General features: G+C 32.9%; 21 protein-coding genes. 8 read left to right on the forward strand and 13 right to left on the reverse strand.

Annotated features, from left to right (window positions below):
• From sufD to KKQ76_RS10220, 4 genes are all read right to left on the reverse strand, one after another.
• On the reverse strand, positions 1–1293 hold the full coding sequence (gene sufD, locus KKQ76_RS10205) for a Fe-S cluster assembly protein SufD (RefSeq protein WP_213197046.1): 1293 nt from the start codon (positions 1291–1293) through the stop codon (positions 1–3).
• Between the two features lie 114 nt (positions 1294–1407).
• The gene (gene sufC, locus KKQ76_RS10210) at positions 1408–2148 is read right to left on the reverse strand and encodes a Fe-S cluster assembly ATPase SufC (RefSeq protein WP_213197047.1); all 741 of its coding nucleotides are present in this window, start codon (positions 2146–2148) and stop codon (positions 1408–1410) included.
• Between the two features lie 24 nt (positions 2149–2172).
• On the reverse strand, positions 2173–3621 hold the full coding sequence (sufB, locus tag KKQ76_RS10215; RefSeq protein ID WP_213197048.1) for a Fe-S cluster assembly protein SufB: 1449 nt from the start codon (positions 3619–3621) through the stop codon (positions 2173–2175).
• A gap of 2 nt (positions 3622–3623) precedes the next feature.
• Complete coding sequence (locus KKQ76_RS10220) at positions 3624–3953, reverse strand: HesB/IscA family protein (RefSeq protein ID WP_213197049.1); 330 nt, start codon at positions 3951–3953, stop codon at positions 3624–3626.
• 142 nt (positions 3954–4095) lie between these two features.
• On the opposite strand from KKQ76_RS10220, the gene KKQ76_RS10225 reads away from it, so the two are divergent.
• From KKQ76_RS10225 to KKQ76_RS10235, 3 genes are all read left to right on the forward strand, one after another.
• Positions 4096–4917 carry a GLPGLI family protein gene (locus tag KKQ76_RS10225; RefSeq protein WP_213197050.1) on the forward strand — a complete coding sequence of 274 codons (822 nt, stop codon included), beginning with the start codon at positions 4096–4098 and terminating at the stop codon, positions 4915–4917.
• A 79-nt stretch (positions 4918–4996) separates the two neighbouring features.
• Entirely contained in the window at positions 4997–5368 is a 372-nt protein-coding gene (locus KKQ76_RS10230) for a hypothetical protein (RefSeq protein WP_213197051.1), read from the forward strand.
• Between the two features lie 73 nt (positions 5369–5441).
• Positions 5442–7811 carry a TonB-dependent receptor domain-containing protein gene (locus tag KKQ76_RS10235; protein WP_213197052.1) on the forward strand — a complete coding sequence of 790 codons (2370 nt, stop codon included), beginning with the start codon at positions 5442–5444 and terminating at the stop codon, positions 7809–7811.
• 54 nt (positions 7812–7865) lie between these two features.
• Here KKQ76_RS10235 and KKQ76_RS10240 read toward each other — a convergent pair whose 3' ends face one another.
• Both KKQ76_RS10240 and msrB read right to left on the reverse strand, forming a co-directional pair.
• The gene (locus KKQ76_RS10240; protein WP_213197053.1) at positions 7866–8606 is read right to left on the reverse strand and encodes a murein L,D-transpeptidase catalytic domain family protein; all 741 of its coding nucleotides are present in this window, start codon (positions 8604–8606) and stop codon (positions 7866–7868) included.
• Positions 8607–8737: 131 nt separating this feature from the next.
• A complete protein-coding gene (gene msrB / locus KKQ76_RS10245; protein WP_213197054.1) occupies positions 8738–9184 on the reverse strand; it encodes a peptide-methionine (R)-S-oxide reductase MsrB in 447 nt (148 codons plus the stop codon).
• 296 nt (positions 9185–9480) lie between these two features.
• Between msrB and KKQ76_RS10250 the strand changes: the two genes are divergently transcribed.
• Positions 9481–10725 carry a DUF445 domain-containing protein gene (locus tag KKQ76_RS10250; RefSeq protein ID WP_213197055.1) on the forward strand — a complete coding sequence of 415 codons (1245 nt, stop codon included), beginning with the start codon at positions 9481–9483 and terminating at the stop codon, positions 10723–10725.
• Between the two features lie 46 nt (positions 10726–10771).
• Here KKQ76_RS10250 and KKQ76_RS10255 read toward each other — a convergent pair whose 3' ends face one another.
• Together KKQ76_RS10255 and KKQ76_RS10260 are read right to left on the reverse strand one after the other, a co-directional pair.
• Entirely contained in the window at positions 10772–11254 is a 483-nt protein-coding gene (locus tag KKQ76_RS10255; RefSeq protein ID WP_213197056.1) for a hypothetical protein, read from the reverse strand.
• A gap of 100 nt (positions 11255–11354) precedes the next feature.
• Positions 11355–12380, reverse strand: a complete 1026-nt coding sequence (locus KKQ76_RS10260) for a quinone-dependent dihydroorotate dehydrogenase (RefSeq protein WP_213197057.1) — start codon at positions 12378–12380, stop codon at positions 11355–11357.
• Between the two features lie 605 nt (positions 12381–12985).
• Between KKQ76_RS10260 and KKQ76_RS10265 the strand changes: the two genes are divergently transcribed.
• From KKQ76_RS10265 to KKQ76_RS10275, 3 genes are all read left to right on the forward strand, one after another.
• Positions 12986–14527, forward strand: coding sequence for a glycine--tRNA ligase (locus KKQ76_RS10265; protein ID WP_213197058.1), 1542 nt, complete (start codon positions 12986–12988; stop codon positions 14525–14527).
• A 75-nt stretch (positions 14528–14602) separates the two neighbouring features.
• The gene (locus KKQ76_RS10270; RefSeq protein WP_213197059.1) at positions 14603–15757 is read left to right on the forward strand and encodes a serine hydrolase domain-containing protein; all 1155 of its coding nucleotides are present in this window, start codon (positions 14603–14605) and stop codon (positions 15755–15757) included.
• A gap of 240 nt (positions 15758–15997) precedes the next feature.
• Positions 15998–17224 (forward strand): aminotransferase class V-fold PLP-dependent enzyme, encoded by a 1227-nt coding sequence (locus KKQ76_RS10275; protein WP_213197060.1) that lies wholly within the window; start codon positions 15998–16000, stop codon positions 17222–17224.
• 74 nt (positions 17225–17298) lie between these two features.
• Here KKQ76_RS10275 and KKQ76_RS10280 read toward each other — a convergent pair whose 3' ends face one another.
• Entirely contained in the window at positions 17299–18171 is an 873-nt protein-coding gene (locus KKQ76_RS10280; RefSeq protein ID WP_213197061.1) for an AraC family transcriptional regulator, read from the reverse strand.
• 169 nt (positions 18172–18340) lie between these two features.
• Here KKQ76_RS10280 and KKQ76_RS10285 point away from each other — a divergent pair, with 169 nt between their 5' ends.
• Positions 18341–18934: a DUF3244 domain-containing protein gene (locus KKQ76_RS10285; protein WP_213197062.1), complete on the forward strand. Its 594-nt coding sequence runs from the start codon at positions 18341–18343 to the stop codon at positions 18932–18934.
• A 98-nt stretch (positions 18935–19032) separates the two neighbouring features.
• On the opposite strand, the gene KKQ76_RS10290 is transcribed toward KKQ76_RS10285, so the two are convergent.
• From KKQ76_RS10290 to mutL, 4 genes are read right to left on the reverse strand one after another with little or no spacing between them, the layout of a single operon-like run.
• A complete protein-coding gene (locus KKQ76_RS10290) occupies positions 19033–19401 on the reverse strand; it encodes a hypothetical protein (protein ID WP_213197063.1) in 369 nt (122 codons plus the stop codon).
• A gap of 4 nt (positions 19402–19405) precedes the next feature.
• A complete protein-coding gene (locus KKQ76_RS10295) occupies positions 19406–20395 on the reverse strand; it encodes an endonuclease/exonuclease/phosphatase family protein (protein ID WP_246501387.1) in 990 nt (329 codons plus the stop codon).
• Positions 20396–20398: 3 nt separating this feature from the next.
• Positions 20399–21106 (reverse strand): rhomboid family intramembrane serine protease, encoded by a 708-nt coding sequence (locus tag KKQ76_RS10300; protein ID WP_213197064.1) that lies wholly within the window; start codon positions 21104–21106, stop codon positions 20399–20401.
• 14 nt (positions 21107–21120) lie between these two features.
• Complete coding sequence (gene mutL / locus KKQ76_RS10305) at positions 21121–22899, reverse strand: DNA mismatch repair endonuclease MutL (protein WP_213197065.1); 1779 nt, start codon at positions 22897–22899, stop codon at positions 21121–21123.
• Positions 22900–23018: the final 119 nt, after the last annotated feature.

Raw genomic sequence — 23018 nt, forward strand, 5'->3', positions numbered from 1 at the left:
TTAATCTAAATCTTCAAAAGCAATTTCTACTTCTAATTTTTCAGCCAAAAGTTTAGAAATTTTTAGTTTTAAAGGCTCAATATCAATATTTTGCATCGCATCATTCGCGAAAGCATATAATAACAATGCTTGAGCTTCTTTTTTAGAAATTCCTCTTGCTCTTAGATAAAACAGTGCATCTTCATTCAGCTGACCAACCGTACAACCGTGAGAACATTTTACATCATCTGCAAAAATTTCTAACTGAGGTTTCGTATCAATCGTAGCGCCTTCGTCTAACAAAATATTATTGTTTTGCTGATAAGCATTGGTTTTTTGAGCGATTTTATCTACAAAAACTTTCCCGTTAAAAACACCATGAGCTTTATCTTTGAAAACACCTTTGTAATTCTGATAAGATTCACAATTCGGTTGGTTATGATGAACTGCAGTGTGATGATCTACCAACTGTTCGCCTCCAATAATGGTAATTCCGTTCATAAAAGAGTTGATATTTTCTCCATTATGAATGAAATCTAGATTGTTTCTCACCAATTTTCCACCGAAAGAAAATGTATTTACGGTTGCCAAAGAATCTCTTTCTTGCTTCGCAAAAGTGTGGTCTACCAAATAAGATGTATCACTATCATTCTGTAATTTATGCCAATCTGCTTTTGCGTTTTTATCTGCAAAAATTTCGGTTACAGAGTTGGTAAATACATAAGTTTCATCAAAATTATGATGAGATTCTATCACTTCTACTTTCGCACCTTCTTCTACTACCAATAAATTTCTGGTATTATAGAATGTGTTTTCATCTTGATTTTGAGAAATATAAAATACATGAATTGGCTTTTCTATCACCACATTTTTCGGAACGTGAAGGAAGAAACCATTCTCATAAAGTGCTTCATTTAAATTGCAGAAAGCCAAATCTTGATTAGCAATCTTATTGAAATGATTTTTAATAATTTCTGAATAAGATTCGTGAGAAAGTGCATAATTCAATGTTAAAAACTCAGCATTTTCTACAGATATATTAGACAATTCTCTGTGTAATTTTCCATTCACAAAAACAATTAAATCAAAATGTTCTTCGCCAAGGTGAAGCTCATCCAATTGTTTTTTTGTAATAGAATGATGCTCTGAAGCAGAAAAATTATAATCTTTTTCTGTAATTTCTTTCAGATGGGTATATTTATATTCTTCGTCTTTTTTGGTAGGGAAACCTTTGCTTAAGAAATCTTCTAAAGCAATTAATTTTTCACCGAAAAGTGAAGGTTTTTTTTCTTCTATTTGTTGAAATAGTGACATTTGAATTTTTTTATTTAAAATATCTCTACAAAATTTGTTTAGATTCCTTCGGAATGACAAACGTTGTGTTTATTTTCTTAATTAACTTTGAATTTTGAACTCGGAACTTTGAAATCAAAGAAGCCAATCGTATCCTTTTTCTTCTAACTCAAGAGCCAAAGATTTATCGCCAGTTTTGATGATTTTCCCGTCTGCTAAAACGTGTACAAAATCTGGTTGAATATAATTTAAAAGTCTTTGATAGTGAGTAATTAGAAGTACTGCATTTCCTTCATTTTTAAAATGATTAACACCATCTGCAACGATTCTAAGAGCATCAATATCAAGTCCAGAATCGGTTTCATCTAGGATAGCCAATTTAGGATTAAGCATCATCATTTGGAAAATCTCGTTACGTTTCTTTTCTCCTCCCGAAAATCCTTCATTAAGAGAACGCCCAAGAAAATCTTTCTTAATTCCCAAAAGTTCAGAATTTTGACGAACTAACGCCAACATATCTTTCGCAGAAAGTTCTTCTTTTCCGTTGGCTTTTCTGGTTTCGTTAAGTGCAGCTTTAATGAAATTAGTCACCGTAACTCCCGGAATTTCAACAGGATACTGAAACGAAAGAAAAATTCCTTTGTGCGCTCTTTCTTCAGGAGCATCTTCAATAATATCTTCTCCTTCGAAAAGTATTTCTCCATCGGTTACTTCGTAATCTTCTTTTCCTGCAATTACAGAAGAAAGGGTAGATTTTCCAGCACCATTTGGTCCCATAATTGCGTGAACCTCGCCTGGTTTTATTTCTAAATTAATTCCTTTCAGAATTTCTACGCCGTCTTCAATTTTGGCGTGTAAGTTATTTATTTTTAACATTTTGTATATTTTCTTATTTAAAAATTATCCTACAGAACCTTCTAATGAAATTTCTAATAATTTCTGTGCTTCAATCGCAAATTCCATTGGTAATTTGTTCAAAACTTCTTTACTGAAACCATTTACAATTAGAGCAATTGCTTTTTCGGTATCAATTCCTCTTTGGTTACAGTAGAAAATTTGGTCTTCACCAATTTTAGAAGTCGTAGCTTCGTGTTCTAATTGAGCAGTTGGATCTTTGATTTCGATGTATGGAAAAGTGTGTGCTCCACATTCATTTCCCATCAGAAGAGAATCACATTGTGAAAAGTTTCTCGCTCCTTTTGCAGAAGGCATTACCTTAACCAAACCACGGTAAGAGTTGTTCGATTTCCCTGCCGAAATTCCTTTAGAAATAATAGTAGATTTGGTGTTTTTACCAATGTGAATCATCTTGGTTCCTGTATCTGCATACTGATGATTATTAGTCACTGCAATCGAATAAAATTCGCCCACAGAATTATCTCCTTTCAAAATACAAGAAGGATATTTCCACGTTACCGCAGAACCAGTTTCTACTTGAGTCCAAGAAATTTTAGCATTTTTCTCGCATAAACCTCTCTTGGTCACAAAGTTATACACTCCACCTTTTCCGTTTTCGTCTCCTGGAAACCAGTTTTGTACGGTAGAATATTTAATTTCTGCATTGTCCATTGCGATCAATTCTACCACAGCAGCGTGCAATTGGTTTTCGTCTCTTGCAGGAGCAGTACAACCTTCCAAATAAGAAACGTAACTTCCTTCATCGGCAATCACCAAAGTTCTCTCGAACTGACCAGTTCCCGCCTGATTAATACGGAAATAAGTTGAAAGTTCCATCGGACATTTTACACCTTTTGGAATATAGCAGAAACTTCCGTCTGAAAATACAGCAGAGTTTAAAGCTGCATAGAAATTGTCACCTCTTGGAACAACTTTTCCAATATATTTTTGAACCAACTCAGGATGTTCTTTAATCGCTTCAGAAATAGAGCAGAAAATAATTCCTTTTTCTTTCAAAGTCGCTTGGAAAGTGGTTTTCACAGAAACAGAATCCATTACAATATCTACTGCAACTCCAGCTAAACGCTTTTGTTCTTCGATATTGATTCCTAACTTCGCAAAAGTTTTCAATAATTCTGGATCTACCTCATCTAAGCTTGCCAATTCTGGCTTTACTTTCGGAGCAGCGTAATATTTAATCGCCTGAAAATCAGGTTTTTCATATTTAATATTTGCCCAATCTGGCTCTTCCATTTTTTGCCAAATTCTGAAAGATTCTAGACGCCAATTGGTCATCCAACTTGGCTCATTTTTCTTTGCAGAAATCATGCGCACAATTTCTTCAGACAATCCCGTTGGAAAATCTTCATATTCAATATCTGTATAAAAACCAGCTTCGTATTCTTTGGTTTTGAGGTCTTCCCTCAAATCATCTTCTGTATATTTTGCCATACTTATAAACTAAAACTTTCTCCACAACCACAAGTTCTTGCAGCATTTGGATTATTAAAAACGAAACCCTTTCCATTCAGACCACCAGAATATTCTAAAGTGGTTCCAACAAGGTATAAGAATGATTTTTTATCTACCACAATCTTTACCTCATTGTCTTCAAAAACTTGGTCAGCTTCTGTTTTTTCATTGTCGAATTTTAAAACATACTCTAATCCAGAACAGCCTCCACTCTTTACCCCAACTCTTATATAGTCAGTTTCTGGGTTGAAGCCTTCTTCTTTCATCAATTGAGATGCTTTTTCTTTTGCTAAATCTGATACTTTAATCATTATTTTTATTTAGAATGATTTTAGATTGCAAAAATACTACATTTCAAATCAATATCAAATTTGTGGCGAAATATTTGTCTATGTATTTCATAGATAAATTTTAACTTTGGGAAAATTTAATCATCAAAAAGAAAATTTATACATGAAAAAAATAGGAATATTATTTTTAGGACTCATTTCGGCATTCAGTTTTTCACAAAATACACGTTTTGTGTATCAAGTTTCTATGAAAACAGATTCTACCGCAGCTCCTAAAATAGAAAATGCTTACTTAGACATCTCTACAGAAAAATCTATTTTCTATGGTGAAAAAAGAATGAAAAGAGATTCTACCATTCGTCAAGCGATGGAAACCAGAAATTTCAATTTTGACAGAAATTCTATGGAGCAATTCAGAACCGCAATTACTTATTCCATCGAAAAAAATCACGCTACCAAAACCATTTCTTATAAAGACAGAATCGCAAGAGATCAATATTGGTACGATGAAGACAGAACTTTTACTTGGAAAATCTTACCAGAAACTGTAAAAATCGGTGAATACGAAACTCAAAAAGCAGAAACTACTTTTGCAGGTAGAAAATGGTTTGCTTGGTTTACTCAAGATCTTCCTTTTATAGATGGGCCTTATAAATTTTCTGGATTGCCAGGATTAATCGTAAAAGTGGAAGACGAAAAAGGAGATTATTCTTTTGACTTGAAAGAAACCAAAAAAATTGCCGAACTTCCTAATTTCGAAAGCAGATTTGGTAATAATATTAAAGTGAAAAGAAGCGAATTCTTAAAACAGCAAGAAAAATTCAACAAAGACCCGATGTCATTTTTCCAAAATCAAGGTGGCGGATTTGCAATGAGAATGGGAGGAAACCAAAACCCACAAAATGAAGCTGAGAGAAGAAAAATGATGGAAGAAAGGCTGAAAGAAGAAGCGAAAGCCAACAATAATCCACTGGAAAAGAATTAATCACAAAAAAGTTAAACTTTGTCAAAAACTCAACAAATGCATTTTGGCAAAGTTTTTTTTTTATAATTTTGCTCCTGAAATGGCAAAGCATTTAAAAATAATTGTAATGATTTTCGCATTGGGAATGTTCATCTTTCCTAATCAAATGCTTTTTGCTCAAAATACAGAAACAGCTTGTTGTACTACAGAAAAATCAGACAAAGATTGCTGTAGTTCATCGAAAAAATCTAGTCCTTGTCACGATACTTCCAAAAAATCACAATCTTGTAATAGCAATTGTGCAAAATGTACTTCTTGCTCATTAAGTGTAGTTTTCTTAGGCGAAGAAACGGACAAATCTTTGGGCGAAATTTCTTCTCACGCTATTTCTAATAAAGTAGAAAATTTCTACTTAGCGCCTTATTTATCTCAACTTTCTATTGCAATTTGGCAACCGCCCAAAATAGGTTAATAAAATTTGTACAGCCATAACTGTGGCTTATTCTGAAAAATTATTTCAACAAAATTTATTTAACTTATTAAAAATGAAAAACATACAGAAAAGTCTTCTGACTTTACTCCTTTTATTCGTATTCCAGATTACCTTTTCACAAATCACTAAAGAAAAAGCTTTAGTAAAAGGCGAATGCGGAATGTGCAAAGACAGAATAGAAAAAACAGCTTTAAAATCAGGCGCCAAAACCGCAACTTGGACCGCAGAAACCCAAACCTTAGAATTGGAATTTGATATATCTAAAACTTCTTTGGATAAACTTCTGAAAAATATTGCAGATGTAGGCCACGACAACGAAAAATATAAAACAGACGAAGACACTTACACCGCTTTACCAGAATGTTGTCATTATGATAGAGCCGCGAATTTCGAAGAGGCAATCGCTGCTAAAAATTCTGAACATACAGAATCTTCTGAAAGTCATTCTGAAGATCATTCTCAACACACCGAAAAAGAGAAAACCATAGAAGGTGTAAAACTTACCAAATATCAAGAAGCAACTGCTCTCAATAAAAAAGAAGCGGGGTTGGTTTTCAATATTAATTCAAAAGAATTATTGAAAGCAGCGTGTTGTAATCTTTCTGAAAGCTTCGAAACCAATGCAACAGTAGACGTTTCTTTTTCCAATGCTGTTACTGGAACTAAGCAACTGAAAATGCTTGGTTTAGACCAAAAATATACCGCTTTAACCAAAGAACTTTTGCCCGAAATCAGAGGATTGGCTTCTGCATATGGTTTAAACTTCATTCCCGGTCGTTGGATTTCAGGGATTCAATTAACAAAAGGAGGAAGCACCGTAGTAAATGGTTACGAAAGCATTACGGGACAAATCAATACAGAATTTGTAAAATTCAATAAAGAACCAGAAAACTCTGTGAATCTTTTTGCTGATTTTAATGGAAGATACGAAGCGAACATTGTTTCTACTTCTAAATTGAATGAAAAATGGGGACAATCTATTTTACTGCATGGAAATGCAACCGTGGGCGAAATGGATGATAATAATGACACCTTTCTTGACAGACCGAAAGGAAACCAAATCAATGCAGCCTATTTATTGGATTACAATGATTTAGAAAACTCTGGTTTTGGTTCACATTTTGGGATTCAATATTTAGTAGACAAAAGAATTGCAGGACAAGTTGGTTTTGATGACAAACTTCCTCAAATTTCACAGAACAAATATGGAGTGAATATTGATATCAATCGTTTTCAGGTTTGGAACAAAACAGGTTACATTTTCAAAGGAAAACCTTACCAAAGCATCGGTTTGATGAACCAATTTACTTATCATAAACAAAATAGTTTTTTTGGTCTTAGAAATTATTTCGGAGAACAGAAAACCTATTATTCTAACTTAATTTTTGAATCTATTTTTGGGAATACCAATCATAAATATAAAACAGGAGCAAGTTTCTTATATGATGACTATAACGAAGATTATTTAGCTCAAAATTTCCAAAGAACAGAAACCGTTCCGGGATTGTTTTTTGAATATACTTTAACAGGGCTTAAATACACTTTGGTAGCGGGTTCGCGTGTAGATTTTCACAATTTAGCGGGAACACAATTCACGCCGAGAATTAATTTCAAATATGACTTTTCGCCAAAAACCATTTTGAGACTTTCTGCCGGAAAAGGCTTTAGAACAGCAAATATTTTTGCAGAAAACCAACAGTTTTTTGCATCAAACAGAAGTGTAGAAATTTCACAAAACGGAGGTAAAACATATGGTTTAAAACCAGAAATCGCTTGGAATTATGGAGTAAGTCTACAACAAGATTTCAAACTTTTTGGCAAAAAGGCAAGTTGGATTACAGATTTCTTCAGAACAGACTTCCAAAATCAAGTTTTAGTAGATTTAGAAAATCCACAGAAAATCGTTTTCTATAATTTGGATGGAAAATCATTTGCCAATTCATTGCAAACACAATTAGACTTTAGCGTGGCAAAAAATCTAGATTTCAGAGTTGCGTACAAGTATTATGATGTACAAGCAGATTTCGCTAGCGGAAGAAAAGAAATTCCTTTCATGGCGAAAAACAGAGGTTTTTTCAACGCCGCTTATAGCACTAAAAAAGAAGGAAAAGATGCTTTTTGGACCTTTGATACAACCGTTCAATACGTAGGGAAACAGAGAATCCCAAATACCGCTTCTAATCCAACTCATTTACAGTTGCCAGAATTTTCTGATGCTTACATGACTTGGAATGCACAGATTGCTCACAATTTCAATAAAAACATCAGAGCGTATTTCGGTGGAGAAAACCTGACTGGAACTCGACAAAAAAATCCGATTGTAGATGCACAAAATCCTTTCGGAAATTATTTTGACGGAGGAATGGTTTATGCACCTATTATGCCTGCCAATTTTTATGTAGGATTTGATGTAAATTTTTAAACAAATAAAAAAGGATTTCAAAATTTTGAAATCCTTTTTCTTTTATATCAATTACTAAGCATTTAGCCACACTGAAGAAGAAAGATAATTTTGGTCTGGATAATAAATAAATATTACGTTTTTATCTTTAATTGTATTGATAATTGGTTTTGCTAACGCTGTAGGAACAGCTGGACAACCCCAACTTCTGCCAATTCTACGCTGAGATTTTATAAAATCTTCGCTCACGTAATCTGCTCCATGCATCACAATTGCACGCTGTAAAGCTCGGTCATTAAAGCCTTTATCCATTCCGTGAAGCTTTAGTGAAAAACCATTACTTCCGTTATAAGTAGATTCTGTAATGTAAAAACCAAGGCTACTTTGAAGTGAACTTTCTGTATTTGAAAATTTTCTGGCAAATTCTTCACCTGTGTTTTTTCCGTGGGCTACCAAAGAGTTAAACAATATTTTTTTATCATTTAAATCGATTACCCAAAGTCTTTTTTGAGTAGACGAAAGTGAAAAATCACAAACAGTTAAAAGATGACTGTTTTCGTCTATTTTCCCAGCTTTTTTTAAATTATTGAAACCTAAAATTGCTTTTTCAAAAACATCTAATTCTAGTTTATTGGAGTTATTGAATTCTATAGCATTGTATAAAGTTTCAGCTTCGCTAAGTTCTGTTGTTTTATCAGAATTCTTTTCAATTTTAGTTGATAAGGATTTTTTAGAACTAACTTCTAAGTTTGTTTTTTTATAAAATGACGTGGCTATCATCAAAATTACCGTGAGTAATAATAGTAATTTCTTCATCGATTTTAGTTTTGGTATTTTTAGTCGGGCAAAAATACAAAACACTATAAACCAACAAATTAAATTAAAATTAATTAACTTTTATTTAACTCTATTTAACATAATATAAAGAAACTGAAATTATAGAAATGCTATTTTTTCTCAGAATCTCTCTGAAAATCTAGACTCACAGAGTTCATACAATAGCGCATTCCTGTAGGTTCTGGGCCGTCATTAAAAACATGACCAAGATGCGAATCACAACGCTTGCAAAGCACTTCTATTCTTTCCATTCCGTGAGAAGAATCTCTCTTATAAGAAACGCCTTCTTTATCTGCTTCGAAGAAACTTGGCCATCCACAAGTTGATGCAAACTTAGAAGAACTTCTGAATAAATGATTGCCACAAACCGCACAATAATACTCGCCTATTTCATCGAAATCATTGTATTTTCCTGTAAAAGGACGCTCTGTATCTGCTTCTCTCGCTACATAATATAAATCTGTAGGAAGAATTTTCTTCCATTCTGCATTAGAAACATTCAGTTTCGTTTTATCTGTTCTAGAATAATATGGGTTTTTAACGCTTTGATTTTCCATTGATTTTGGTTTTTGAACTTGTGAGCAACTTTGCAGAAATAACAAGCAAAATAATATTTTTAAAATTTTATTCATAAGAAAATCTTTGATTTTCGGAAAACTTAATTTCCTTAATACCTTAACGTATTCTTAATGTTAAAATTTTACCATTAAATTTTAATTAAGAAATTAAGTTCATTAAATTAAACTCTTGGTTTGTTGTTATTTTAATTTTATAATAAAGTTTGGTAAAAATAGAAAGAAAACAATTTTCAGGATTCGTATCTTTATAAAAAATTTCGATAATCATTATTGAGATGAATGAAGAAATAAAAAAACGCCACCTCAGAAATCATAAAATGCTCGCAACAGGACTTTTTGTTTTGATGACTTGTATTTTTTTGACGATGACTTATCTTCAGAAATATCAAAATTTCGGACATTGGGTAGGTTATGTAAAAGCCTTTTCTGAAGCAGCGATGGTGGGAGCTTTGGCAGATTGGTTTGCCGTGACAGCACTTTTTCATCATCCACTTGGATTAAAAATTCCGCACACCAATTTAATTGAACAATCCAAGGAGAGAATCGGTGATAATCTGGGAAATTTCGTGGTTACTAATTTTCTTTCGCCGCAAAATATAAGACCTTACATACAGAATTTGAAGGTTTCTCATTTCATTGGAGAATGGCTTCAGAAAGAGAAAAATTCGAATATTTTGGTGAAAAATTTATCAGAAATTGTGCTAGATATTCTTCAAAAATTAGAAGATGACGCTGTGGTAAATTTCATCAGCAAAAAAGCCAAAGAAATGACTGGAGATATTAAAATCAACCAAATTTTAGGAAATGGAATGGAATATCTTCTCGAAAAAAATGACCATCAAAAACTCATTACCAGTCTTTCTGCACAAATCAAAAACTATATTCTGGAACACCACGAAATGGTGAGAGAACGTGTAAAAAAAGAGAGTTTCACGCTTATCCCAAGTTTTGTAGATGATAAAATCGCAGAGAAAATCACTTCTGGACTTTCTAAATATTTTGAGGAAGTAGAGCAAGACCCAAACCATGCTTTGAGAAAAGAAATCACTCAAAAATTATTCGATTTTTCATCTGAAATCAAAATCAATCCTCAATACGAACAAGAACTGAATGTGATAAGAGATGATTTTCTGCAACCAGAAAAAATTCATCAGTATTCCCATGATATTTGGATTTCTTTGAAAAAAACATTGACGGAAGAATTGATACAAGAACATTCTTCGCTCAAAAATTATCTTCACAAAAACATTACGGAATTTTCTGAAAACCTAAGAACTGACGAAAAACTACAGCATAAAATTGACCATTGGGTAAGAGTTACTGCTTATAAATATATCTTGCGAAATACCAATAAATTTGGGGATTTAATTGCTGATACCGTAGGAAACTGGCAAGGAAAAGAACTCTCCGAAAAACTAGAATTAGAAGTTGGGAAAGACTTACAATTTATTAGAATTAACGGGACTTTGGTTGGTGGATTGGTTGGTTTGTTGATTTACAGTATTGCGCAGTTGATTTAGAAGTTGGGAGACAGAAGTCCGAAGATTAAATGATTGTGAGAAAAAATTAAATGTTATTGATTTTCAGGGTTTTCAAGAATAGCTTTTCAAAGTTTTTTTTCTTTAAATACAAATCTACATTTGCAAAGATTGAAAAAAACAATGTAAATAAAATAAAAATAATTAATTGAGAATTTACAAAATCTTTATTGTTAATGTTTAGCAAAAACAAAAAAATAGAAATTAAAAGCACTGAAATTGGCATAAATTTAATCCAATAATTTCCAAATTTAATGGGTTGGATTTCATAATCAACTTCTGTTTTATCTCCGTTTTTTTTATAATTTCCGCGAATTGTAAAAGGGACTAATTTAATATTTGAATTCTTGCTAATTGCAAATTCACTTTTAGAAACATATCCGTAAAAAGATTTGTTAGAAAAATTTATGGTGAAAAAAGCAAAAAAACTTCCTTTATAAGAAGGCGTTCCTTCAACAGTCATTTCATTTAACGTTATATGAAATTCATTAATGCTTAATTCTGAAATCATTTTTATAGTTTTTTTCAAATTTAAGAAAAAGATTGTTTCATCAGTTCGTTATACTTAATTACTCGCAAAGACGGCGCGAAAAAACTTCGGACTTCGGACTTCAAACTTCGGACTCTAAAATTTTGTTATTAATTTCATTAATCAATCCTGGACCTTCGTAAATAAATCCTGTGTAAATCTGCACCAAACTTGCGCCTGCTTCTAATTTTTCGATGGCATCTTCTGCACTGTGAATTCCGCCAACTCCAATGATTGGGAAGGAACGGTTAGACTTTTCTGCCAAATATCTGATGACTTCTGTACTTTTTTCACGGATTGGTTTCCCTGAAAGTCCGCCGTTTCCAATTTTTTCTAAAGTTTCTTTAGAGGCTTTAAGGTTTTCTCTTGAAACCGAAGTGTTGGTGGCAATAATTCCATCAATTTTGGTTTCGGCAACCAACTCTACGATTTCATCGAGTTGAATTTTATTGAGATCTGGAGCGATTTTCAGAAGAACAGGTTTTGGATGAGCATATTCAGCATTCACTTTCTGAATTTCTGTAATCAGTTCCTTTAAATAATCTGCGTCTTCCAATTTGGCGTGACTAGAAACATTTGGGCAACTCACATTCAGTACAAAATAATCTACAAAATCGTGCAAACCTCTGAAACATTCTACATAATCTGCGGTATAATTTTCGGGTAAAGTGTTTGTGTTTTTGCCAATATTTCCACCAATGATTACTTTGTGTGGAGATTTTTTAAGATTTTCTACAATTTTTGCTAAACCTTCATTGTTAAAACCCATTCTGTTGATAATTCCTCCGTCTTCTATTAGTCTGAAAAGACGTTTTTTCGGATTACCAGATTGTGCTTTTGGCGTTACGGTTCCTATTTCTACAAATCCGAATCCTATATCTGCTAATTCATTAAACAACACTGCATTTTTGTCAAAACCCGCAGCTAAACCTACTGGATTTTTGAATTTCAAGCCGAATAATTCACGTTCGAGACGTTTATCTTCAATGGGCTTTGGGAAAAATAATTTGGTTAAAAAACCGAAGTTTTTAAGGATAAAAAAAGTGAAATGATGAACTTTTTCAGGATCAAATTTGAAAAAAATCGGACGAAGAAGTGATTTGTACATTTTGAAAAAAGGTTTTACAAATGTACAGAATTTTTTAAACACGGAGACACAGAGTTTCACACGAAGTTCATAGAGTTTTTTCCTTAATTGATTTTGGGAATATTTTCCCTCTGTAATCTCTGTGTAAACTCTGATTTCTCTGTGGTTAAATCTTTAATGCAATGAGCGCAAAGGTTTTTGAAAATTTATGATGAAGAAAGTTCTCGCTGATTATACTGATTATTAGTGGAAGAAATATTTTAAAGTTTTTTTTCACGCAATGTCGCTAAGTGTTTCGCTAAGTACACGAAGATTTTTAACGGTTTTTTTGTAATTCCGTAGGAATCTAAACTCAAAATTTTCTGTAATTATTTGTAGAGATTCCTGCGGAATGACAAAGTGGATGTTAATTTTTAATGCTGATTTTTCAGTGAAAGAGTAATTGAAAAGTGTCTATAGCCCTGATTGCAGTGGAAATCCCGCAGTAAGCGTTGGGTTTAGTTATGGAACGAGGAATTGCAACGGAAAGCAGGACTGAGTTTCTATAAATTTACGAAACGTCTTGCTTCTTAAAAATGTAGAAAATTGCTATAAATTCCCTATTTTTGCAATTCAATTCAAAAGTTATGGCAAAACAAGAAGACGTTTTCAAGAAGGTAGTTTCTCACGCAAAAGAATATGGTTTTATTTTCCCGAGTTCTGAAATTTATGACGGACTTTCGGCGGTTTACGATTATGGACAAAATGGTGCAGAACTGAAAAATAACATCAAGCAATATTGGTGGAAAGCAATGGTGCAACTGAACGAGAATATTGTGGGGTTGGATTCTGCAATCCTGATGCACCCAACTACTTGGAAGGCTTCTGGACACGTAGATGCATTTAACGATCCTTTAATTGACAATAAAGATTCTAAAAAACGTTTCCGTGCAGATGTTTTAATTGAAGATTACTGCGCAAAACTAGAAGATAAAGCGCAAAAAGAGATTGAAAAAGCAGCAAAAAGATTCGGTGATGCTTTTGATAAAGCACAGTTTGAAGCTACCAATCCTAGAGTTTTAGAATACAGAGAAAAACAAAAAACCATTCTTGCAAGAATGGCAAAATCTCTGGAAAACAATGATTTAGCTGATGTAAAAGCACTCATTGAAGAATTAGAAATTGCTGATCCTGACACTGGTTCTAAAAACTGGACGGATGTAAGACAATTCAACCTTATGTTCGGGACTAAGTTAGGAGCTTCTGCGGAAAATGCGATGGATTTATATCTTCGTCCGGAAACTGCACAAGGTATTTTCGTGAATTTCTTAAACGTACAAAAAACTTCTCGTCATAAATTGCCTTTCGGGATTGCACAAATTGGTAAAGCATTTAGAAATGAGATTGTTGCGAGACAATTTATCTTCAGAATGAGAGAATTTGAACAAATGGAAATGCAATTTTTCGTTCCACCAGGAACAGAATTGAAATTCTACGAAGAATGGAAACAAAAACGTCTGAATTGGCATCTTGCACTTGGTTTAGGACAAGAAAATTATAAATTCCACGATCACGAAAAACTGGCGCACTATGCAAATGCTGCTGCTGATATTGAGTTTAAATTCCCATTTGGTTTCAAAGAATTAGAAGGAATTCACTCTAGAACTGATTTCGATTTATCTGCACATGAAAAATTCTCTGGCAGAAAATTACAATATTTCGATCCAGAAAGAAATGAAAACTACGTTCCTTATGTAGTAGAAACTTCTATTGGTCTTGACAGAATGTTCTTGGCATTATTCTCAAATTGCTTGAAAGATGAAGTTTTAGAGGACGGTTCAGAGAGAACAGTTTTATCACTTCCGCCTGCTTTAGCACCTGTAAAAGCAGCGATTTTGCCATTGGTGAAAAAAGATGGTTTGCCAGAATTTGCAGAAAAAATATTCAATGATTTGAAATATGATTTCAATGTGATTTCTGAGGAAAAAGACAGTATCGGTAAACGTTACAGAAGACATGATGCGATCGGAACACCTTTCTGTATTACTGTTGACCACGATTCTCTTGCAGACGGAACGGTAACTTTAAGAGAAAGAGACACCATGAAGCAAGAGCGTGTGAAAGTAGAAGATTTAAGAAGAATTATTGATGAAAAAGTAAACTTTAGAACTTTGCTTTCTAAAATATAGAAATTAATTCTACATATATAAGAATCCCAAGAAAATTTCTTGGGATTTTTTTTTACATTTGAGAAAATCATTTTTATGAAAATTTTGAAGAAAATCGCTTTCGGCTTTTTCGCTTTTATTGCTTTACTCATCGCTTTAGCTTATGCTTTTAATTATCAACATCTTTTTAATGCAATTGCGCTTACATATCTCAAAGGAGAAACCAGTGCTACCATAGATGATGGTGTAGATTTCCCGTCTAGAAATATAGAAAAAGGAGTTGCACAACCTTGGCAAAAAGATTCTTTATACAATAAAACTTCTTTACCGAAAAACATCGTTGAGAATTTAAAATCTACCAATTCAGCTTCATTTTTGGTCATAAAAGATGGAAAATTAGTTCATGAAGAATATTTCGGAGAGTACAAACCTACCACGCAAACCAATTCTTTTTCTATGGCAAAAGCCATCACCGTTTTATTAATGGGATTGGCAATTGAAGACCACAAAATACAATCAGAAAATCAAAAATTTGCAGATTTTTATCCTAATTTTAACGAAGTAGAACACGGTAACGAGTTAACCTTAAGAGATTTAGCCGCAATGGAAGCTGGTTATTACTGGGATGAAGATTACAGAAATCCGTTTTTACAAAATCCTAGAATTTATTACGGTAAAAACATGGCACAAGCACTCTTAAAATCTCCTCAATTTGAGGCAAAACCAGGAAGCAGATTCGAATATCAGTCTGGTGCTACGCAATTATTGGGATTTGCGATTAGAAAGGCGGTAAATGTTCCACTTTCTGCGTATGCTTCTCAAAAACTTTGGAAACCTCTCGGAATGGAATCAGACGCTTACTGGAATGTGGATGAAGACAATAAAATGGAAAAAACGTTCTGCTGTATCAATGCTATTCCTCGTGATTATGCAAAATTAGGACAACTGATGCTTCAAAAAGGAAATTGGAACGGAAAACAACTGATTGATTCTAGCTACATTCAAAAAATGATTACGCCAACTCAACACTCTAATGGAATCTATGGCTTGGGAATTTGGATTAATAATGACGCTCCTTATAAATATTATCATTTCTGGGGATTTACCAGCCAATTAATCATCGTAATTCCTGAAAAAAATATGGTCGTGGTGAGAACTGGCAAGTTTAAAAATGAAGCCAAAGACGATAAAGGCCGTTCTGTACAAGCTGCGTTTTTAGCCGAAAATGCTATGAAAACGTTTGCCAATTAAAGCAATAGAAGAAATTATTAGAAATTTTAATAATTAATTCCGTAATTTTGAACCATTCTAAACAAGTTTTAGAGTGGTTTTATTTTTTTACTTAAATGATTTACCACAAAAGAGACAAAAGAAAATATTGAAAACAAGCAATTCAAAAGTAAAAAAAGTGAAATTCAATTCGCTTTTTCTTCTTTTGTAAAACTTAAAAATAAAAAATTTGTTGCTTTTGCGGTTTAAAGAAAATTTACAATGTTTAATATACAAGACATACGCAATCAGTTTCCTATTCTTCATCAACAAGTTAATGGTAAACCTTTGGTTTATTTAGACAATGCAGCTTCTTCTCAAAAACCAATTTCTGTACTTGAAACTTGGAAAAAATATTATGAAGAAATCAATGCTAATGTACACAGAGGAATTCACACTTTGTCTCAATTGGCGACAGAAGAAATGGAAAATTCCAGAAAAAAAGTACAACATTTCATCAATGCAAAGCATGATTATGAGGTGATTTTCACCAGAGGAACCACCGAAAGCATCAACTTGGTTGCTTATGCTTTGGGAAATTCTAATTTCTTAAAAAAAAATGACGAAATCATCATCGGTTATTTAGAACATCACTCCAATATTGTTCCTTGGCAAATGCTTTGCGAAAGAACCGGCGCAAAATTGAAAGTAATTCCGATGGATGAAAACGGAATCCTTCAACTCGATTTTTTAGACAAAAACCTTTCAGAAAAAACCAAAATTGTATCTGTAAATCATGTTTCTAACGCATTAGGAATCATTAATCATATTGAAGAAATCATCGCAAAAGTGAGAAAAAATTCTTCTGCACTCATGATGATTGACGGAGCGCAATCTGTACCACATTTCGAGATTGATGTTCAGAAATTAGACTGTGACTTTTTTGCATTTTCTGGTCACAAAATGTACGCACCAATGGGAGTTGGTATTCTCTACGGAAAGGAAGAAATTTTAGAAAAATTAGCGCCTTTTCATGGTGGTGGTGAGATGATTGCTACTTGTAGTTTTGAGAAAACCACTTATGCTGCACTTCCCTTTAAATTCGAAGCGGGAACACCTAATGTTGGCGGAAATATTGCAATAGGAGCAGCCATAGATTTCATGAAAAAAGTAGGCGTAGAAAATATCAGAAATCATGAAAACGAACTGCTAAATTATGCCCAAAAAAGACTTCTAGAAATAGATAGACTTAAAATTTATGGTGAAAAAGCGAATAGAACCAGTGTAGTTTCTTTTAATTTAGAAGGAATAGGAATTGCTTCTGATGTAGGAATGATTCTGGATAAACTGGGAATTGCTGTAAGAACGGGGCATCACTGTACACAACCTATTATGGAGTTTTTCAAAATTGCTGGAACGGTGAGAGCTAGTTTTGCGGTGTATAACACTTTAGAAGAGGTAGATGCTTTAGTAGAAGGCGTGAAAAAGGCTCAAAGAATGCTGATGTAAATTTCAAATAAATTTGATAAAAATAAAAACTCCCGAAATTTAGATTTCGGGAGTTTTTATTGCTTCTAAAAGTTTTATTCAATAATATTTTTAAACTCTTTTCGGTATTGAGAAGGACTTTTCTGCGTATATTCTTTAAAAGTTTTATTGAAATAACTGAAATTATTAAATCCGCTTTCGTAACATATCTCGTTAATGCTCAATGGTTTCTCTGCCAACAATTTCATAGAGTGAATGATGCGATATTCATTCACGAATTGTGTAAACGTTTTATTGGTAATTTTTTTAAAATATCTGCAAAAAGAAGGCTCCGTCATATTGGCGAGATTTGCCACTTCTTCTAAAGTAATTTGCTCTTTGAATTTATTTTTTACATGATTGAAAATGAGGTTAATTCTCTCATTATCTTCCACTTGAGTTTGAATATAGAAATTTCCAGCATTTAGAATTTTGAAATCTTCGGTATTGGCAAGAACATTTAAAATGTCTAAAAATTTAATCAACTTGTCCAGTGAAGTTGCCTCATACATTTCTAAAATTTTACTTTCTAAAGATTTTTTAACGGATTCACCAAACACAATTCCACCTTTTGAAGCATCTAATAAATTCGTGATTTTCTTCATTTCAGGAGTTTTCCAAATGTAAGGTCCTAAAAAATCAGGCAAAAACTGAACTACGATTTCGTATTCATTTCTGGTATTTTCATTGGTTAAACCACAATGTGGCAAATTACTGCCTATTAAAACCAAATCTCCTTTAGTAAAATAAGAAATGGTGCTTCCAATTTGTCTTTTCCCAGAACCTCCACCTACAAAAACCAGTTCTATTTCTGGGTGGTAGTGCCAAAAATTAGATTTTAAATTTTCATTTTGAAGGAATTTGAAACATGAAAAACTACTGCCAATATTGGGGTTAACTGCTTCATATGTAGGACTTGTCTGCTTCATTTTGTTCTATTTCAATATACAAATATACTATTTTATCTTTAAGCTAATGTTAATTTTGTATTAATGTTAAAATAGAACACATATAAGAAAATTATCTTGTAAAATAACCCAAAATTCAAGTCTAGATTTGCAGTGTACTTAATTGACTAACACACTAACAATTATAATTATGAAAAATTTATTAAAATTCAGCTTCCTTATAGGATTTCTATTTATTTCGGCAAATGTAATGGCCAATGACAAAGATTTCTCTATTTCTATTGACAACATCAATGCTAAAAAACTAAGCTTTCAGATGACGAATGCAAAAAATGTAGCGCTATATGTTTACAATGACAAGCAAGGAGAACTTTTTGCTGAAAAAGTGAGAAAACAAGATGAGGTTTCTAGAACGTATGACTTGAAAAACTTTCCTGCTGGAACGTATTATTTAGTAGCGGAATCTGATTCTAAAATCGAAAAATATAAAATTACTATTGACGAAACTAATGCTTCAATTGAGAAGACACCAGTTTCTGAAATTTTCAAACCAGAATACACGATTGAAGGCAATCATGTAAAATTAGTGATGCCTAAACTAACTGATGGAGTAACAGTTTCTGTTGAAGATTTCACGAATACGGTTTATTATAACCAAACTTTAACTCCAAATAATGGCGAATTGGTTGTACAATTTGATTTAAACCCAGAAAATGCTGATGCGTATGTAATCAGTGTAGAAAAAGGCGAAAACACCTTCAACAAAATCATATATCTAAAATAAATTTTAGGGTTAATTTTCACATCACATCAAAAAAAGTCTCATGAAATTGAGACTTTTTGTTTTTTTAAAGAACTTAAAATTTTAGAGAATTACTATTCTTATTCTGAAGTAACTAATTCATTTACTTTTTTTTCTTGCTGAGCTTTTTCTTTTTCTGCATTTTCAGCAGCGTTTTGTTCAGCCAATTTTTTCTCTAGCTCTGATTTCTTTTTTTGTTCTATTTTTTTCTTTTCCACTGCCAATTTCTGTTCGGGACTTTTAGTGGTATCTTGTTTTAAAACAGGCGCTTTTTTAGCATCTTCAATAGCAGAATTAATTGCAGAAAAAGAAGTTTTTCCCACTACAGAATCTACCAAAGTAGTATCAATAGGAGCATTATCTTCTGCGTAATATTGTTCTCCTTCTTTGTTGTTTTTCCAACAAGAAAGTAACATAAAACTGGTTAATAAAAAGGCTATTTTCTTCATTTTTTTAATCCTTTAAACTAAATTTCACTAAAATGGGATAATGGTCTGACAGTTTTTGACTTCGGTCTACTTGGTAATAGGTAGATTTCAAATTCTCCGAAGAAAATACATAATCTATTCTGATAGGAATTTTATAGTCATGAAAACTTGTAGCAAGACCAGTTCCTGATTCTAAAAAACAGTCTTTCAAAACTCCTGAAATAGTGTAATACTCATACGAATTAGGAACCGAGTTAAAATCACCAGCCAAAATAACAGGATAAGGAGATTTCTCTATAAAATTTTTCAAAATTTGTACTTGCTCTTCGTGTTTTTTGAAAACTGGCATAAATCTACGCACTAGACTTTTGGCTTTTGCTCCGTTTTCGTCTAAATCGCTTGTAGGTTTTACCATAGATTTATGCAACTGAAATGGCTCTAAATAAACATTTACAAAGCGTATTCTTTTCCCTTTCACCATAACGTCTGCATACATCGCATCTCCATTACTCACAAAAGGAATTGAACCTTTTTCTATAATTTCATATTTTGAATAAAAACTGATGATAGGATTATGAAACGAATATTTCATTTGTTCTAAAATAGGGTTTCCCAAGCTAGAATAACCCGCCTCTTGTAAGAAAACAAAATCTGCGTCGAAGGAATTGATATAATTCTCTACATGCTCTTTACCAAATTCATTGACTTTATTATTAAAGCTAAGCACTTTAAAATCTGCCTTCTCACTCTTTGGCTCAGAATAATTAATCCATCTTCTTACAGGTGTTAAAAATAATGTGGAAATCAGCAGAAAAACAAAGGCTCTTTTACGCCAAGAAAATATCCAAAAAACACAGAGTAACAGATTGGCAATCATCAAAAAAGGAAATGCCAATGATAATAAATTGAGTAAAGGAAATACTTTTGGTGGAATGTAAGCATTAAGCATGGTTGCTCCTAAAAGCAACACAATTACTACATGAGCAACGGTAAAAATACTTCTAAAAATCCCCACTGATTAATTAATTCTATATCTGTTTCTACCCCAAACTTTCACTAAAATATAGCCTACTAAAGCGCCACCGATATGTGCGAAATGGGCAATATTTCCTCCACTTCCAGAAAAACCTAGATATAGAGAAACTATAATAGTAATAGGAAATAAAACCTTTGCTTTAATCGGAAACGGAATAAACATAATGAACATTTCCGCATTAGGATAAAGCAAAGAAAACGCCGCAATTACTCCGAAAATAGCTCCAGAAGCTCCAACCATCGGTGTAGAAAGTATGTTTACTATATTCTGTGCATTTCCTTCTAATCTTACTGGAAATTTTTCAAAATCACCCTTTAAAATATCCGAAAATTGTAAACCTTCTACAATAAGTGGTTGAGCATCTTGGTATAACTGATAATATTCCCAAAGATTAAACAAGACGAAAGCGCCTAACCCAGAAAGAAAATATAAAATAACAAATTTCTTTTCTCCTAAAAACCGCTCTAAAACAGGCCCAAAACTTGCAAAAGTGAGCATATTAAAAGCAATATGCATAAAACCTCCATGCATAAACATGTGTGTGATGATTTGCCAAGATTTAAAATAAGGAGATGTAGGAAAAAAAGCCGCTAAATATTGATAGGATTGCGGAATAAGCATCGCTAGAATGAAAATAATGACATTCAGGATGATAATATTTTTGGTGATGGGTGTTATATTTTGAAACATATTGTTTTGGTGTATTAAAATTTATTTTTTAATTCTTCTGTAGGAACTTCTACAAAGGTTCTGTTTCCGTTTGGTGTAAACTCTGGGAAACCTAACTTAATAAAATCCTTCAAAATTTGTTCCACTTCAGCTTTATACAGAAAATCAAACTTAGATTTCGCATTGGTTCTAATCCACTGATTGTTATAATTTTCTAAAAATTCTTCTTCGGTTTTGTATTCTAAAATTTCGAAGAGATTTTCTAAAAATTTAATCACTTGAGATTCTTTCACATCTTCAGGCACTGCATTTATTCTCAGCACATTATCTTGTGCCAAAACAATGTCAAAACCTAAATCTGGCAAGTATTTTTTAATCGAACGAAACTTATTTTTTTCGATTTCATTTAAATGATATTCTAAAGAGAACAGCAAACTTTGGCTTTTCTTACTTTTAGAAACATTTTTACGATTTTCGGCTAAGACAATTTGGTGAATTCTTCCCAAATCGAGCATCAAAGTTCTGTGGTCTTTATTAAAAAGCCAATAACCATTTGGCAATCTGAGTAAATCTTCTTCTAAATCCTCATCTTCTTCATCAAAAAGGTTAATTTTAGATGGCAAAGCTGATGATTCTTGTTGATACATTTCGGTAAGATTTACCATCGCTGTATCATTGATTTTAGAAGGAATTTGGTCTTTAAACGGATTAAAATTTCTGTCGATATGAATTCCTGGAGCGTGATAACTTTTCGCAGCATCTACTTTTGGCGGAAAAAATGAATCCATTTGTTCATTTCGCTCAAAATCTAGACTTGGCGCTACATTATAAATTCCCAAAGATTTCTTAATCGTAGAACGAATCAATGCAAAAATGAGGTTCTCATCTTCGAATTTCACCTCCGTTTTTTGCGGATGTATGTTGACATCTATTTTTTCTGGGTCAAGTTCCAAATACAAGAAAAAACTCGGGCTGTAATTGCTTTGCAATAGTCCTTCAAAAGCTTCCTGAACCGCTCTGTTTAAGTACGGACTTCTAAAATATCTTCCATTGACAAAGAAAAACTGTTCGCCTCTAGATTTTTTAGCTGCTTCTGGTTTTCCCACGAAACCATTGAGTTTTACCCAACCTAAATCTTCTTTGATAGGAACCAAAAGTGGATGCAATTTTCTACCGAAAATATCTACAATTCTCTGCATTTGGCTTCCTTTTCTGAGGTTAAAAATCACCTCATCATTATGATAGAGCGAAAACTCTAAATTTTCGTGAGCCAATGCTACTCTTTGGAATTCATCTATAATATGTCTGAATTCTATATTGTTGGATTTCAGAAATTTTCTACGCGCTGGAACATTAAAAAACAAATTTTTCACCGAAAACACAGCACCTTCTGTGGCTTGTGCAGGCTCCTGAAATTGTAGTTCACCACCTTCTATGTAGATTACGGTTCCTATTTCTGAGTCTTGTTTTTTGGTTTTGAGTTCTACCTGAGCTACCGCAGCAATAGAAGCCAATGCTTCACCACGAAAACCTTTGGTAGCGATATGAAAAATATCTTCAGTAGTTCTAATTTTAGAAGTAGCGTGTCTTTCGAACGCCATTCTCGCATCGGTTTCAGACATTCCGCTTCCGTTATCTGCTACTTTTATGAGATTTCTCCCTGCTTCTTCTACAATCAATTCTATTTTAGTAGCACCAGCATCTATGGCGTTTTCTAGCAATTCCTTAACAATAGAAGCAGGTCTCTGCACTACTTCTCCTGCAGCAATCTGATTGGCAACATGATCTGGTAAAAGTTGAATAATATCTGACATTCTAAAATTGAAACTCCAAAAATAGTGTTTAATTTCTAAAAAATAAAGCTTATTGGGAAAGGTTATGATTAATTTTAAAACAAAAAAGCCTTCTCGTTTTGAGAAGGCTGAATTATATT

The organism is Cloacibacterium caeni (assembly GCF_907163105.1).
Classification (GTDB): domain Bacteria; phylum Bacteroidota; class Bacteroidia; order Flavobacteriales; family Weeksellaceae; genus Cloacibacterium; species Cloacibacterium caeni_A.